General features: G+C 43.6%; 10 protein-coding genes. 5 read left to right on the top strand and 5 right to left on the bottom strand.

Going from position 1 to position 16856, the window contains the following annotated elements:
- The first annotated feature begins 9 nt into the window (after nucleotides 1-9).
- The 4 genes from DOE51_RS02295 to DOE51_RS02280 all read left to right on the top strand — a co-directional run bounded on the left by DOE51_RS02295 (nucleotide 10) and on the right by DOE51_RS02280 (nucleotide 5405).
- Nucleotides 10-1083, top strand: coding sequence for a hypothetical protein (locus DOE51_RS02295; protein ID WP_142694979.1), 1074 nt, complete (start codon nucleotides 10-12; stop codon nucleotides 1081-1083).
- A 216-nt stretch (nucleotides 1084-1299) separates the two neighbouring features.
- Complete coding sequence (locus tag DOE51_RS02290) at nucleotides 1300-1677, top strand: hypothetical protein (protein WP_142694978.1); 378 nt, start codon at nucleotides 1300-1302, stop codon at nucleotides 1675-1677.
- A 152-nt stretch (nucleotides 1678-1829) separates the two neighbouring features.
- The gene (locus tag DOE51_RS02285; protein WP_142694977.1) at nucleotides 1830-3053 is read left to right on the top strand and encodes a DUF1513 domain-containing protein; all 1224 of its coding nucleotides are present in this window, start codon (nucleotides 1830-1832) and stop codon (nucleotides 3051-3053) included.
- Between the two features lie 18 nt (nucleotides 3054-3071).
- Nucleotides 3072-5405 (top strand): sulfatase-like hydrolase/transferase, encoded by a 2334-nt coding sequence (locus DOE51_RS02280; RefSeq protein ID WP_142694976.1) that lies wholly within the window; start codon nucleotides 3072-3074, stop codon nucleotides 5403-5405.
- Here DOE51_RS02280 and DOE51_RS02275 read toward each other — a convergent pair.
- Nucleotides 5380-6786, bottom strand: a complete 1407-nt coding sequence (locus tag DOE51_RS02275; protein ID WP_142694975.1) for a rhodanese-like domain-containing protein — start codon at nucleotides 6784-6786, stop codon at nucleotides 5380-5382. The genes DOE51_RS02280 and DOE51_RS02275 overlap by 26 nt on opposite strands.
- 186 nt (nucleotides 6787-6972) lie before the next feature.
- Here DOE51_RS02275 and DOE51_RS02270 point away from each other — a divergent pair, with 186 nt between their 5' ends.
- Nucleotides 6973-11034 (top strand): Ig-like domain-containing protein, encoded by a 4062-nt coding sequence (locus DOE51_RS02270; RefSeq protein WP_142694974.1) that lies wholly within the window; start codon nucleotides 6973-6975, stop codon nucleotides 11032-11034.
- Here DOE51_RS02270 and DOE51_RS02265 read toward each other — a convergent pair.
- Genes DOE51_RS02265 through DOE51_RS02250 form a run of 4 tightly spaced genes read right to left on the bottom strand, consistent with a single transcriptional unit; the run spans nucleotide 11031 to nucleotide 16846 of the window.
- Entirely contained in the window at nucleotides 11031-12305 is a 1275-nt protein-coding gene (locus tag DOE51_RS02265; RefSeq protein WP_168196374.1) for a PQQ-binding-like beta-propeller repeat protein, read from the bottom strand. The genes DOE51_RS02270 and DOE51_RS02265 overlap by 4 nt on opposite strands.
- Nucleotides 12298-13503: a hypothetical protein gene (locus DOE51_RS02260; RefSeq protein ID WP_142694972.1), complete on the bottom strand. Its 1206-nt coding sequence runs from the start codon at nucleotides 13501-13503 to the stop codon at nucleotides 12298-12300. Before DOE51_RS02260 ends, DOE51_RS02265 begins: the two co-directional genes overlap by 8 nt.
- Nucleotides 13491-14033 (bottom strand): pentapeptide repeat-containing protein, encoded by a 543-nt coding sequence (locus tag DOE51_RS02255; protein ID WP_142694971.1) that lies wholly within the window; start codon nucleotides 14031-14033, stop codon nucleotides 13491-13493. Before DOE51_RS02255 ends, DOE51_RS02260 begins: the two co-directional genes overlap by 13 nt.
- Nucleotides 14018-16846, bottom strand: coding sequence for a hypothetical protein (locus tag DOE51_RS02250; protein ID WP_142694970.1), 2829 nt, complete (start codon nucleotides 16844-16846; stop codon nucleotides 14018-14020). Before DOE51_RS02250 ends, DOE51_RS02255 begins: the two co-directional genes overlap by 16 nt.
- Between the last annotated feature and the right edge of the window lie 10 nt (nucleotides 16847-16856).

Genomic DNA, 16856 nt, shown 5'->3' with positions numbered 1-16856 from the left:
GGAGCTTCTATGAAGAGCATTCTACTAGCGACTTTGCTTCTATCTTCAACTGCATTCGGTTGGGGCGGTCGCGGTCACGACACTATCTGCCGTACGGCAAGTTTCCTAGTGAAAGAAAAAGGCTTGAAGGATTACCTTCGCAACAAACCTCAGATGATGGGTCACTTGTGCAATATGCCTGACTTCTATTGGAAATCTTTGGGCGGCGATGCTGTGAAATACGGTAGCCCTGCGCACTTCATGGACCCGGAAGTAACCGGCATGGCTGTGAAAGACATTCCTGTTGATTACAAACAAATCGTTAAAGACTTCACAGGCAAAGAAAACAAATTCAAAAAAGATGGTTCAACTCTTAAATTCATTCCAAATGAATTGGGTTCTGCATGGTGGAGAGCTGATCAATTCGTTCGTCGTATCGAAGCTTTGAAACCACAATTCGACGCTGCAAAAGTTCCTGCAAATCGCAAAGAAGAACAAGACAACGAACTTGCTTACAACAAATTGGCGTACCAAATGGTCACTGATATGGGCTTGATGGGTCACTTCACTGGCGATACATCTCAACCTTTCCATACGACTGCTGATTACGACGGGTGGGCAACTGGCCACGGCGGTATTCACGCATACTTCGAAGACGCTATTGTTGGCGAATTCGATGGCGATCTTGATGCTTTGGTTTTGAAAGAAGCGCGCGCGATGAAAAATCCTTCGTTCTTGAAACCACCGACTGTGATCGAAAAAATGAAAGCGTTGTCACTTCTTTCTATGAGTGATGCTCCGAAGATTTTGAAAATGGATCCAGTGATTAAAAAATCTTCTGTTGTTAAAGACCACGGCATGGAAGTGCGCACGGATGCTGAAAGAAAAGATCCCGCAGTTGCGTTCAAACTTATGAAAAACATCGCTTTGCAAAATCTTGCTCGTGGTGCGGTGATGACTGCAGCGTTGTGGGATGAAGCTTACGTTAAAGCAGGTCGTCCTAAGATCGGCGCTTACAAGTCTTATAAATATCCGTTCACGGTTGATTTCGTGATGCCGGATTACTTCGATATTCCTGAAGACAAAGCGACAGACAAAAAGTAATTTTTTGAATCTCCTCTGCTCCCCGTCCTGCGGGAGCACTGTCTCAGCTTGAGACAGTTGTCGAAGATCTAACACATTAAAAAGACAGCACAAAGGCCCCTCTGGGGCCTTTGTCTTATTCATAGACAGCAACATCCACGTTTATTTTCAGCTCACCCAGGCACAAGCCTCGCACTGTTTACTCTCCGGAAGATTTTAAATTAAAGGAGAGAGATTATGAAAAAGGTACTTATTGGTTTGATCGCAGCTGCAATGTTGTTGGGTTCTTTCGCGAAGGCGGAGGAAGTTGACGATATCATGATGATGAATACTGAAGGCAAAATTGAAGCGGCTATGGCAGAAAATAAATTCTATGCTAACTTAGATACGATCAACGCCTCAATCGCTCACTTAAACAAAGTTCAAGACAGCTTGCAAAACGTTGATGACACTCGCGGCGTTCTTTCAGCAATTGGTCAAGAAGTCACAGTAGCAAGTGCAACACTTGAAAGAATCGTACAAGATCACGATGATCAAGGTGCTAAAGAGTTGAAAAATCACCTAGTAAAATTCTCTAAACAAGTTGATCAGATCATCAAAGCTCAAGGTCTGTAATTCTCAGTAAATAAACGACGACGAATATATGCGTCTCAGAAAGAGTCATGCCCGGTGGGTATGACTCTTTTTCTTTTGCGCTCACGACATCGGTCTGGGATTACCGGGAAAAGGGTCGCAAAAACGTGAAACAGTTCCTAAGATCATAAGATATGAAAAACACAATGAACCGTCGTGAGCTTCTTGTACTTCTTGGTGGCCTCTCAACTGCTGTTCTGTGGAATCAGCCTCTAGCAAGGGCCGCCCAGGAATTGGAAAATAAGGCCTTTGCAAATGATCTCCTTAAGCGTGGCTTCGTGATCGGTGACGGTCGCAAAGAAAAAGGCGTCGACAAAGTCTATGCCTCGGTTCGCGTGGATTTACCTGGCAATATCTTTCTTGGCAACTTTGCTGGCACTGAATTTAAAAAATTCGAAACAACTTTCCTTACCCATCAGATCATTCAGAATCCTGTGAATAAAGATCAGCTGATTGCCATTCAAAAATGGGGTAAGAACGCACTCGATATCAAAGTTAGATCTGCCTCAGTGACTCCCCTTGTTCTTCCTAAAAACACGGTGTTCTTTGGGCATGGAGTTTTCACTCCTGATGCAAAACATTTTTTAGTCAGCGCGATGGATTACGATTCGGGACACGGTTGTTTGTTGGTATATGAATCTTCGAGCTTAAAGTGTGTTGATCGCATCAGCACTTACGGAATGAATCCGCACGAGTTGCAACTATCCCACGATGGCAAAAACTATATGGTGATGAATTCGGGCGTCCCAAAATATCAAGTGGATCGCTACGCGAAAAGCAAAGTGACGTTGCAGACAAACTTCACAAAGATCGATGTAGCGTCTGGCAAACTTGTGTCGCAAGTTGAATTGCTTCACGGTTCCAAAGGCTATGCGCACTTTTTTAATATCGACGATAAAAATATTCTGGCACTTGGTTTAAGTTTAGATGATCCAAATTCAGTGCAAACCCCTTCGGCGCTAGCGTTGATCGAGGGCGAAAAGGTCACGGATCTGATGGTCGATTCAGCAATCAAAGACTGCATTGGCGAAGCTCTCAGTGCGCGTGTCATGCCTGGTGGTAAAGAAGCGCTAGTTACTTTCCCCGAATCTGATAAGGTGGCTGTGATCGACATCGAGAAAAAGAAAGTTACTAAAACACTTTCTATGACTTTGCCACGCGCTGTGATTCAAACCCCAGAGCCGACGCTTCTGCTTTTATCACAAAGCGCCAGTGGACTGCCATTTCTGGCGTACTCAAGTAAAACGAAAGACTTTGTTGATCTAAAAAAAGTTTTTGATAATCCAAAAAAGGAATTACACAACTGGGCGGGGCGTGGGCCTCACGGCACAGAAATTAACTGGCCATTCATTGCTTAGTCCGGCTGCGTAGACATTATGAAGACATGGCTTAAACGTTTGTGGTCACTTCCAGCATTCTTGCTGACACTGCTGTTGTATGTCCTACAACTTATGACCACTCTATATATCGCGTCCGCACTTCCACGTGGAGTCAGTGATAAGCTGGTCGACTTTGAAGCCGTTTGGCAGATCGCTCAATTCTACATTGGCGACCTCTGTCTCTTTATATTTTTCTACGCGCTTTTGGCGACTTTAGAAAAAACATTTATTAAAAAATTTCGTTGGGTGCATATCACGCTATTCGCTGGGATCATCTTTGCAAAACTGGCGCTTTATCATCCGGCACTCATTGAAGATCTTCCCGGCGGAAAGCTACTGTTAGCAAACTCTCCGATTTATGCCTTTCCGTTGGCCGTCATTTTATTCACCGGGTGGATTATAGTCGGTGTAATGCAAACCCCCGCACTTCTGAAAAATCCACAGAAGTCGCAAAAAATCGTCGGTTGCGCATTTTTTCTAGGTTTTGCTATCTATATATTTTGGGCATTATTTAAATACGACAACGTCACAATTCCAGAAGCAACTGCAACGGAAAAAAGTAAACCTGACGTCGTCCTAGTCACACTGGATTCTGTAAATCATGACTCATTCATCAAGAACGGGATGAGCAAAGAAAACGATGCCCTTGGACGCTTTCTTAACGACAGTATCGAGATCACAAGTCCCGTGACACCGGTTGCGCAGACTCACGCCTCACTGACCAGTTTACTAACTGGCCAAAGTCCTTTTGAGCACGGCATCCGCTATAACTTAGGCAAAAAAGCGACTGATCCAGACTATCTGCAAAATTCATTACTGAACGACTTTAAAAAGCTTGGCTATTCAACAAGCATGATCGTTGATTCGATGGCGTTTAAGTTCATTCCGCCAGAACGCTTCGATCATGCGATGAATCCGCCGGGAGGCTTGCCTAGCGTCTTGTTACCGATGATTGCAAGGCCATTCTTGTTTTATTCGCTTTTCAATAACGACTTAGGAAAGATCTTTGTTCCAAGCCTTTATCTTAATGCCGCTTATAATCCTGCGTTTCGAGTTCCTCTCTTTGCTAATAAAACCTTAGCGATGCTCAGCGAGCGACTCCAACAAAAAGAGCCGCAATTTATATTCTTGCACACGTGTGCGCATCACTGGCCGGCATCAAGTTCTTATCCATATTATGCCGAGCAAAAAGATTTTCATGGCGGCTTGAAGTTTTCGTATACATCTTGGAATAAGGCGGCACGCGAAACGCTGACAACCGAACAATGGAAACAGCGTGCTTCGTACAATCAAGCTTTATACGATAAGTCCTTAGAAAGAGTCCGCGATCAATTTATCGACCCCGTCCTGCAATATTTAGAGAAAAGAAAAAAGAATACCATTATCGTCTTGATGTCGGATCATGGCGAAAACGTGTGGTCGACAGGTGGAGAATATCCCACACAAAGAATGGTCGCACATGGCGACAATCTTTTGTTCTCTGCCCGTTCAGAATTTCCATTGATGCAAATCTGGTTGCCAAATCAGACAGCAACGAAACATCACATGACTTTTGAATTTCAAAATCTCGTGCCTGAGCTATTGGACTTCGTAAAAAATGGAAATTTTACTCCGAAAGAAGCGACGGCAGGTGCTTACACCGAAACGGGACTTTGGGTTTCCAGCACTTATCCAGAACAATTCTTGTTCTTTGATAAAAGCGGCGGCATTCGTGATCTTTACGATTTCAACCCAAGCAATGATTTAGTCTTCGTCCGTTCAGAGCTCGATCCCGCATTGCTTTTACAAAAACAAAGAGCGCTGATTAAGAACGGCATGCGCCTGACATTGCATCCGACACTTACAGGATTTCGTCTGTTCTTGTGTGACCTAGCTAGCGACATCAATTGCGCGAAGAATCTTGTTAAAGAAAATCCAACGCTGGTGAAAGAGATGTGGCAAGAGCTGCTTAAGCAAAGCGCCCCGGATTTTAAAAACGGCATTCTGTTCCCTATGGAGTTGGCAGAATTAGATGGTGAACTGCAACCGCAACCGCTGTGGGATCAAATTAAAGACGAAGATATCAATCCCTATCAAAAGTTTTATCTGGCGATTGAGGCTTATCACAAAGCTAAGGATAAGGACCTTGCGATGTTCTATATGAACGAGCTGATGCGCTTGCGTCTGAAGAATAATTTCATCCAATATCGTTCATTTGATGTGATGAACTCATGGTGTAAAAACGGCGATCGTGATTTGATCCTTAAAGAATGGAGCGAAGGAACAAAACGTCTGCCCGGCTTCATGCAGAAACCAGCAGAAAATCTTAGAGCTTGTCTTCTTGGCTCTTGAAATCTCCCCGACGACCATCAATGGGATTAGCGTCACGAGTTCGCTCATAATCTTTGACCAAACGTGGTCCAATTTTAAGTCGTTCCGAATCTGGCAGATATACGCGCATGGCCTCTAGGAAGCGCGCATCACTCATACCACCGCGATACCAGTAAATTTTTTTCGCAAGCTCTGGCTTAGTCTTCAACATGTTTTTAATAATATTATAAGGACGCCAGTCGTATTCGTTTTCTCCCATGATGATGGGAATCGAATCTGGCATGACCTCGATCATACTAAAGATTGCTCTGTTATTCAGGAACATTCCGACCGTTGCATGTTTCGCTTCAAGTATATGACGGAATTTATATGAGCCCAGATTTCTGACATCAATGATAAGAAGTTGATTTTTCTTACGCATTTCTACGATCTCAGCGCCACTGACTATCTTTACATTTAAATCATTCGGCGCAAGAATCGGCACACCTGCCCATTCATCATAACCGCCGCGGAAAATATAAATCTTTTTAAAATTCTGCGACCCCAAGATTGTGGCTATGTTATATGCACCGAAGTGAATTTCATTTTTATCGTACACAATAACAGGCTTGTCCTTATCCAACTGCTTAAATAAAGCAGCGTAAGGTCGTAAGTCGCCAATCGCGGCGATATGCATGCGCAAATCTGGTTTAAATTTATTATAAACAATAGCACCGGGAAGTTTTTTATCCCCATCGATAGTTTCGCGTACGTCCACCACCTGTGGTTTTTCTTTCAAAAGCGATGCTACTTCCTGCTTACTAATTGTGGCAGCCAAGGGATGGAAAGAGGGCACTTCATAATTACGTCGCGACCAAGTGATTTTCAGGGGCTGTACACTGACCCAAAGAAAATTTCCTTTAAGCGCTTCCGGTCCATAAGCTTTCTTTAGGTCTGCCTGCAATTGATCAAACTTAGAATATCCCAGATGCTCTAGCGAAGTTTTGTCGTTAGCAAAATCTTGCATCACATAGGTGTCTGCGCTTTTCGTCAAAGCTAGCTCCAATGAATGATTGTAGCCAAACGGCACGAACTCGGGACTTTGAAAACGAATGAAATCTACCATTCCCGAAAAGGAATTTGGCAAACAGCTAGTATCTGCAACAGGAATTAAAACCGCTTTCGAAAAACCGGAAATGATGCGCTCTAAATAAATATCATTTAAATAGAAGTGACGATCGGGTGCTTTGTAATCACAAAGAGTTCTTCGCCCACTCGTCGTGTTATTGTTATGGTTAACTTCCTGTATGACGGCGCTTGTATTTGTATGATGGTTTTTGTTCCTAGTTAAAAAGAAACTGACAACTCCGATGGAGCCGATAACAAGAATCGTAAAAAATAGATGTGAAGGTCTTAATCGCATACAAGTGGTTCCCGGGAAATTAATAACCTATTAAAATCCTATCGGCGAAATTGGCACTTCACCTTAAATCCTTTAGTCCTGCGAGAAAGTCACAATAACGTCTCACTTTGGGGCGTTCCCAGTGTTCCAGAAAAAAACTTAAACTTTTATCGGTTTTTACCGATAAGCATGGGTAAGAGGATCACTATGCTGCCGGTTCGTCTTTGTAACAGCATTCTTGTTCGACTTGTGTACGCGATCTTTAAACCACTAGGGATTTGGATCGGTGCGCTTCTATTGTTGCTCACGGGTTGTACCCTTGGGTCAATCACTGGTCTTATTAAAGAGACCAATACTGACATTTCATACAACCTGACAAAGATCGAGTTAGAACAAGACGCGTCCCTGATTACTTCATTAAACCTTAAAAACAAATTCGTTCAGCACGCGAGTTCTACGACAACGGGTAAAGTTAAAGACGTCTTTTTGAAAGTCACAGTTTATGACGTGAAGCCCGCTCCCAAAAAAGGTTTTCAGCCGGAATTAAAAATCACAGGGACAACGCAAATTACATCCAAGTGCGGTACGACTGACGATACCGGTGTTACTTATTGCGGACTCAGCTCAACAAAAACGGGTCAGTATCTTGTAACTTTGGCGAATGCCAACGTGAAAGCTCACATCGAAGTTACATTCTATGACGACAACAACGCTGTCACTGTTCAGCCAGGAACAACGTACGCTAACGGACAAGATCCAGTGGTTATTGATGTTACTGTAAGAACGCCAAATGGCGATATTGATCCGGGTGCAGTTCCGCAATTAACAGTTACTGGCCCAGGTCATCCACAATACCATTGTGATCCTGCGGATAATAATGGTGTTGCTAAATGTTATATCACGAACGATACATCAGGTCCTGTCAGCGTCACGTTTACGAATCCATTAGTTCAAGATCCGATCGAAGTTGATTTCGTAACTTCTCATATTACTCCGGTCGATTCTCATGCTCACTCAAGTGACAATGGTGGCAATGCCGGCAGTGTGACTGATGATGGCGCCAAAACGACTATAAATGTTCAATTACCAACGAATCCAGACGGCACACCACAAACCGGCGTTACACCCGTGCTAAACGTTTCTCCTGCCTCGAATACAAGCTACGTGTGTGAACCAAGCAATGCGAGCGGTGTATCGACTTGTACAATTACTTCAACTACACCTGGCGATAAAACAGTTAGTGTTACGGAGCCATCAGGAATTTCTGAAACAGTGACTGTAAGCTTCGGTGATAAATACTCTGATGCCACTGTGACGAATCCGCCTGGCAGCACAACAATTCCTGCCGACGGAAGCAGTGAACAAATCGTTTCGGTTACAATTCGCGACAATAATGGTAATCCAATTGCCGGTCAAACTCCGCAAGGTACTGTTACAGGTGGCGGTAACAATACTATGACGTGCTCGCCTTCCGATGCGAATGGCGTGGCGGAATGTCATATCAGTTCAGATACTCCAGGTGATAAAACTGTCACATTCACGGAACCTCCTGTGTCTGAACCAGTGACTGTCACGTTCGGCGAATCAAATGTCAGCATTGGTAACAATAGAGCAGAAGCTGGTACTGGTGACCAGGACGTGATCACAGTTATCACACGTGATGCGCAAGGTAATATCATCACTGACACAACTCCGACATTGACGGTTACAGGCCCTGGTGAAGCAACTTATACTTGTACGCCATCGAATGCTCAGGGTGAGTCTCGCTGTTATATCTCCGCTGACACGTCAGGTGAATATAATGTCACAGTGACTTCTCCAGCTGGAAGTGAGCAAACGGTTGAAATTCTGTTCGGCGATTATTCTTCAAGTGCCGAATTGACTAAAGATTCTGCGGCGGCAGACTTGGTGGATTCTGCGACCTTGTCATTAACAATCAGAAATGAATCGAACTTGCCGCGTGTTGGTTTTGTACCAACATTGAAAATTACTGGTACAGGCAATACAACAGCAAACTGCCCAGCTACTGGTTTGTTGGGTGGTACGGATTGCGCGATCACTTCAGACACTTGGGGTTATAAAACGATCGAAGTTTCTAATCCTTTGTTGAAATCGCGTTTCGTAGTGAAATTTATCAATACTTTCTCAAGCATTGTTGAATCGTCATCAGGTACTTTGACGACTTACGCCAACGCTCCAGGCGCGGTTGCAAAAGTAAAAGTAACGTTGAAGAAAAACTCAACGACTGCGATGTCTGGCGTGATTCCAAAACTTGAAATCACGGGCCCAGGCACGATTAAATACGATTGTGATTCTTCAGATACCAATGGTGTTGCTGAATGCCGTATCAGTTCTGACACAATTAGCACGGCCTCAATTAAAATTTCAGAACCGTTCTCGAATGCAGCGCCGGTTACAGCGACGTTCTTAAATAAAACTCGCGCTTGTACTGTTGATTTCGGTAACGGTGATCAAACTTGGACAGGTCCTGCCTTTACGGACTTCGGCTCTTGTGAGCACGTTACTTGTGATGTTGGTTACACATGGTCTAACAACCAATGTAAGGAATTTGATGCTCCTCAGGGTGGTGACTTCGCTATCAATGGTGGCGCGGTAGGTACAAACTCTGCGCTAGTGACATTGGCGATCACATATCCAACCGATGCGACATTGCCACTGTATATGTTGGCCAGCGAGGACTCTTCAGACAACACGTCTTGGGAACCAATCGCTGCTTCAAAATCGTTTACGTTGTCTGCGGGTAACGGTGTGAAAACGATTTATATGAAATTCAAGGATCGTTTCGACAATATCTCTGCGATCGTCACACACTCTATTCGTCTGGATACATTAGCTCCAGTGGGTGGTGGTTTCAATATTATCAACAACGGTAACAACGTTGTCGGTGATCCAAATCTTGATGTGGTTGTGAATTGTCCAACGGATATTTCAGGCGGAGTACAGTCAGCGACGGCAGAGTCTGCTCACCCATCGAACTGGGTCGACTGTATTTCTTCAATGAACTATCTTCTGACGAACGTGTCTGGTTCACATACTGTCTATATGGCGTTCCGTGATTCGCTTCACAACACAACGCCGGATTATACAAACTCTGTGATCCTAGATATCACGGGCCCGACAACAACTGTTTCATACACGGATGGCTACTTGAACAACACATTCAATACTTCGGTAGGTGTTGCGGCAGTAGATGACTTCTCGGGTGTATCTGGTTGTACAGTTCAATACCAAGAGACGACATTGTCGAATGGTGTGTTAAATACTTGGAGCGCATGGAAACCTTTAACTCGTACTGGCAACGGTTGCGGTACTCAAGGTTTCACAGGTGCACTTGGTAAGGCTTATAAATTCCAAGCGCGCAGTGTGGATGAGTGGGGTCACGTCGGTAACTATCACTCCCCTGCAGCGATCTTGCGCTTTGATAATACGCCTCCTGCAAGCGGTGGCATTGCAAATCCAACTGGAAATCAAACGACGACGGGAATCACAGTTTCTTTGAATAAAGGTGTGGACCCTGAATCAGGTATGAGTCCAGCAGATGCAAGTTATGCATTGTACTACCGTCAAGCCACGAACATTGATGGCAACTGCCAAGCGGACTGGTCAGGTTGGATTGGTCTTGGCGGTCTTACTGCCGGAGCGACTTCATATGGCTTCACCGGTACACAAGGTCGTTGTTATCACTTCAGATATGTGGTGACGAACAACGCTGGCTTGCAATCAATCTATGATACAGTTTCCCCATCACGTATCGACTATACATACTGGTGGGAAATTTCAACGGGTTGGTATGGCTGTACAGCTCCACAACCAAATTGGTATCAAGGTGGTTTCGGTGGATGTTCCGTTGGTCAACCAGCTTGGCAATACGGTGGATGGTCTGCGTGCGGTTGCGATCAGATGCAGTATCGTGGCGAGTCTTGTCCGGTTGTAGGTGGTACGCAATCACAAACCGTTTATTGTCCTGTGAACTATGGTACTGAATACAGAACTGTTGTATGTCGCAGAAGTGATGGTGCCGTAGCTGCTGATGGTTATTGCGGCGGTGGTAAACCAGCGACGGCGCAAACATGTTCACGCAATGATTGTCCAGGCGGTGCACCAGCGTCAGTGATCGGTTGCTCTCGTGGTGGTGGTACAGACTGTTACAACAGACAGGCCACTTCTCAAGGTTGCTACCTCTATTGTGGTGGCGATGGCGGTGGTGACGACGGTGACGGTGGTGATGGTGGTGACGGTGGTTACTAGTAACTGAATACTTGTAATCCGGCCTTCTCTTGCAGGCTTACGTAAATTTTATTATCAAAAACGGACGGCATCGAATTTAAGGTGCCGTTCATTTTTTTCCGCACAATACTTTTTCCGTTCTTAGCATTTACAACACAAAGACTGTCCCCGCCACAGGCTATCAACAACGAAGAATCGGTCTTGCCTTTCAACAATACAGGCGTCCCAGCGGTGGGATTAGCCGGGAAATCGTTTTGCCAAAGTGAATGTCCATCCTGCAAAGAAAAAGCGAATAGCGAGCTGGTTGTTGCGATATAACCGATATTGCTATCCTGATCAATTGTGACGGAACTTAACAGACTTTCCTTATACTCTTTTTTCCATACAACCTTTTTGGTTGTGATATCCAAAGCGTAAATCCAGTGATCGTAGGATGTAATAAAGGCAACACCGTTAGCGATACTTGCGGTCGAACGAATGGCATCACCTGTTTGCAAGATCATTGAGTAATTTCCGGTTTCTTCTTCAATAGCGGAAACCGAACCAAAAATATTTGCGATAACGACAGTCCCACTTTTTTCATCTAGAGCTGGTGATGAATGGACTGGGGCCCCTGTAAATGTTCCGCGCCACACTATTTCGCCATTACGTGCATCCAGTTTTGCCAGGAAACCGTCTTTTTCTGTCTCGACACCGACATAAAGAAAGTTCTTTGTTAACAATGCTGATGAGCCAATGAAGCCACCTAATTGATGCGCCCACACAAGCTCTCCGTTTTCTTTACGCAGACAATACATTATGCCGTTATACGCACCGACATAGACAAAGTTTTCATCAAGTACTGCGGTTGCATGAAATCCTTTAGTGGCGGAACTTGCAAAATACGACCATACTTTTTTACCCTGATGATCGAATTTGAAAAACCAACCCGAGTCAGAACCCACATACACACCAGAGGCATCAACCGCTGGCACCGACTTCATGGCTTTGTGGACACCAATATTAAGTGGTTCTGTTTTCCAAACTTCGGTCAGCGACTTCGGTTGGCGATCGACCGTCACCCAGCCCTGGCGCTTGTTGTTACCACGATACTCAAACACGGGCGCGGTTACGGGTGCACCGGGTTTTGAGAATTGCACCGGATGCGTATAAGGCATCTTCACCGGCGTCGGCCAACTATCTAAATTAATCGTCTGAAAGTGTGGATTATGACGGAAAGCCATGACGAAAACGACAAGGCAATACAGCACAAAGAACGCTAGGAAATATTTTATCTGAGGTCCTTTAATCATGTTGAGCCTCGAACATTTCTGCCCACAACAAGTTATAAGACTTGTGGCACGCATCTTTGATATCTAAAACTTTATAGAATTTGTCATCCGTGCTTAAACGCGATTGCAGCGACAAATGCAGTTTTTGGTTTGGATCTTTTTTGCAAAGTTGATTTACCTGTGACAAGTAAACGACCGGATCGCACTTCGTTCTAACCGCGAATGTCTTCGAAAAATAGTTGCTATCCATACGCGTATGGTCGTCGATATCTTCAAATAAAGTGACGTGGCATTCAGTTCGTGCATCAAGCATATTTAGAGAAGGAATACGCATCAAACCATCTACCGCCGAGTTAGTACGAGTCGCCTTGGGCACCAATTGACATAACCAAAATACCGCAAGCAATGCTAGAGCACCTTTAGCTGAAGGAAATTTCAATAAGAAGTTTTCATCACGCCAATAATCTTTTTGTAGCGCCTTCAGCACATAAATTGAAACCGTACAACTCATCACACATGGATAGAAATATCCCACGATGTGCCAAGAAAACGCATGAAACGCAAAAACTTGAATGACTGCAAGCCAGAACAACCATTTGCGTTTTACTAATAATCCCCAACAAAAACACATTTCGAACAGAATCACGTAAAGCAACGAAATTCCTAAAAGAGTTCCGCCGATAATGGCGGGTCTTAAAAGTGAAGCTCCCGACAACCATTCATAGTTGAACTTAATCAGTCCCGCACCCATGTAAAACGAAACGATAAGGTAAAACAAAGTTCGCACTTTATCCGCAAACAATAAGTAAGCCACGCTCGCCCATAATGGCATGTAGTGATAGTTCCCCATGAAGTTATAGCTCTTTAGCACGAATAACACTTTTACTATGACAAGAACTATCAGCGTCCAATAACCCGCTTTGACTTTCTTAAAAAGGAACAACAATGTTCCAACGATGGCTAAGGCCAAGTAAGCGTAAAGTGCAATCGCAGCCGACGTTGCCGATGAAAAAGCAATCGATGGGCAGTCCGGAAAAAAGGGCCAGCACATTTCAGAACCGGCACCTCGATTAATAAAATGATTTATAAAATTTTGATTGTTCCAAAATGTAAAGGTGAAGATATGAACGATGCATAAAGCAGCGCCGTAATAAATAAGCGCAATATCGCCTTTGATTTCTTCAACCTGCTTCGCAAAGTAGCCAGTTATTTTTCCCATAACATCCCTTTGCTTAAGGCCTGCTCTTTAGAAAATGGCAACTTCGTTGCATGATTAAATTTAGCGCCCTGAAAGCTTGCTCCCACCAATAAGGCGTTACTTAAGTCGGCATTCCGCAAATCGCTGTTTTCAAAATTACAATAGCGCAGATCAGAGCCCCACATCTTTGCGTTTTTCAGATTTGCACTTTGAAAATTGCTAAAGTAAGCCCGAACCGCTGACAAATCTGCGTTTTCAAGATTTGCCAGTCTGAATTTGGAGTGATCGAAATTTATTGAGCGTGCATCAAGATTTACGCCATCGATTTCAGAAAAATCGCAATAGCGGCAAGTACCAAGTTTCAAGACAGTGTTCTTTAAAGAAGCGCCCTGCAATCTGCAATTCTGACATAAGAAATTTTCATAGGTTCGCCCCTGCAATAACGAAGCTTGAATGCGACGATTGCTGCCTTGAAGAGGCGAAACATCCGCTTGTGCAAATCCACTAAACACACAAAACAAAATCAGGAAGATCATCACTGCGCGTCCCATTGCACCATCCTCCCCATTGCTGTTGTTACGTGTCCTTGCAAATCTGCCTTCAAAGTATCGTTATCGTAACTTAAAGGAATCCCACCTAGCGCATTTTCTTTATTGCCCGTAAATGGCAAGTTCCATGACGTGCGTTGGATGCGACCGACACACGTAAACATTTTTTGGATCGTTGCCTTTTCTAAAACTGATGTTCCTTCTGCTGTCCGTAAATCTTTCGCAGTAACAAGCCCCTCTAACAAGAGTCCGGTCAAATGATGTGGATTATGAATGACTACACTGCCTGGCATTTGTCCATACAGACAGCCTTCCATGTCAGTGCCCACATCGGTTGATAACAAACTTTTTGCGTCTAAGAACAATTGATGCAGGCGCTGGGCATAAAGGGGCTTTTTAGTTTGCTCAAAGGCTAATGCCAAAGATTCTGACAGCCAGCGAATATAAAAAATATTTCCGGAAGCCCGATAAGAATCCCAATAAGTGTTCAGATATTTCTCAAGAGGCAGATCTTTATTTCCAGTTTTCAAAAGATACAAAAGTCCTTCACCATAAGAGAATAAATCTCTTTCTGGTGTTAGTTCCGATGCGCTTTTCGCATCGTAATAACCTAAAATGATTTGATGAATATCTTGGAACTCGTCACGTAACTGATCATTCCAGTCTGCCGTGTTCTGCAAAGACAGATAAGAGTATGCTAGCGTCGCCCATTCTCCCAGTTTATGCTCGATAGGCCCTTGCATATTTTTGTAAGCGGCATTTAGCGCGCGAACACAGTTGCTAGAATAATCTGCGTAGGCTTTGTCCGATTTAAACAATTCCTTCTGCTCGCATAATGCCCAAATTCCAAGATGAATACGAATGAAGGTCGATGAAGACTGGTCCGTAAATTTATTTTCGTCTTCAAAGTCATAGGGCAATTCGCCATTATTTTGGGAAATCAGACGGCTTAGGTAATTCAAGCTTTCTTGTAGTCCCGTACGAAGAAATTCTTTTTCACTGCGCTCGGGATTAAGACCAGGGCGGCTTGCGATCCACTTCCCATCTTTCTTATTGCATTGAGTACTGCGATAAAGTTCAAACGCTTGATAGGGCTTTTTCGTGCTAAGCATCTTCGCAGAGTTATAAAATTTCTTTTCCGCTTTGTCCCAGTACAGATAATGACCTTTTAAAAAAGGATAAAGGCTTCCGGCAATATCTTCTGAAGACTTGGTTAGAACCACATAACTTTGAAAATTTTTATTCGGCTGAGCGGAGTATTTAAAATCATCCTGAAGATTTGAAGCAAAATAGCGTCCTTCCAGGGCTTTTCCGTCGCAGTCGTTATTCATTGTTTGAGTAACGTTTTTATTTGGCTCACGCAATTGCAATAATTCAAACTTTTCGTCTTCGTAAATCTTAACTAAATATCCTTGAGTGCTTTTAATTGTAGCGTAACTACGATGGGCTTTTTCAATTAGCAAGACATCCGTATTCCACGCCGCAAATAGATCTCGCGTCTGCTGCCAGGTTAAGGAATCTGGGCGATCAACAAAACGACCCAACTGTTGCATGCGACCTGAGTCTTTGAAATCGTAAATGAAGACAGAAAAGCCAGGTTCTGCTTTCGTGTAACGATCATTATAAAATAATGGACTCCAGTATTCCCATGACATGACTAAGAATGGTTTGCCACGATACTCGCTGCCGTTATACCAAATCGCAAATTTTTCTAAATCGCGAGCAGTCCCACTGTCACCGCGAAAATTCTTTTTTAAAGCCGTGATATTCATTACCGCGCAAATCAAAAATACGACGGCAACTAGTTTCGCGGTGTATTCAGTCCACTTTTTTTGATTGTCCCGGAATTCGGAAAGCGCAATTGCAAAAATAAGGAAAGCCAATAAACAAAACAAATAACTAAAGCGTGTGACTTCTAAAGAAACGATCAATAGACCCGAGGACGCAAGCAACAACTTGTGAGTCAGAGTGAATCTATTTGAAAACTCTTCCTTGGCCTTTTGAAACCAACGCAAACATACGGCTGACAGAAAGATAATTAAGAATAATCCTAAAACGTCTGCGGGTTCTTTGGCTGCTTGCCATTCACGAATCTTTTTTTCAATGAACAGATTGTAGTAAAGAAGGTTCGCAAAATATTTAATTTTTTCGACCGGGAAAGGTGCTAGTACGAATGACAAGGCCACGCCCGATACCAAGGCAGCCACTTTTTTCCAAGATGTATTCTTAAAATCAAACAGAAAGAAACAACCGAAAGCCGCAGTTAAGAACGCGGTTTCAAAACTAACCATGGAAAATGCATAACCAACAATAAGCCACAGCCACGCACCTATTTGTTTTTGACTTAGCAGCAACAGAAATAAAATCGCGATAAAATTAATCGGCGCCGGTCGTTCCCAAAAAACGCGCGTGATTGCATTGCCGCCTAAAAAAACGAATGACACCGTTAACGCTAGCGCCATCACGTCGCTCATATATTTGCGCAGTATTCTATGCATCAGAAATAACACGATCCCAATCAATACCGACATCGCGACTTTTGTTGCAACGAATGGACTAAAGAAAATCAAAAAGGGAATTAGATAGAGATGATAAAGAATGTGTTGATCGATAAAAACTTTATCGAAATAACTGTGCGAAAGAATTCCTAAGTCGGCGAAATTCCAGATGCCTTTGGCGTAAGTTCTTGCGAATTGGATGTGATAGAAAGTGTTTTGCGTAAATGCGAAATCTTTTTTCGCAAACACATACAGGCATACAAGAAGACCTGTGACAAAAGCGCAAATGCTGAAAATCCAAGAAAGCTTCTTCTGCATTAGTCTATTT

The organism is Bdellovibrio sp. NC01 (assembly GCF_006874625.1).
In the GTDB taxonomy this organism is placed as follows: domain Bacteria; phylum Bdellovibrionota; class Bdellovibrionia; order Bdellovibrionales; family Bdellovibrionaceae; genus Bdellovibrio.
This window is presented reverse-complemented; position numbering and strand designations above follow the sequence as displayed.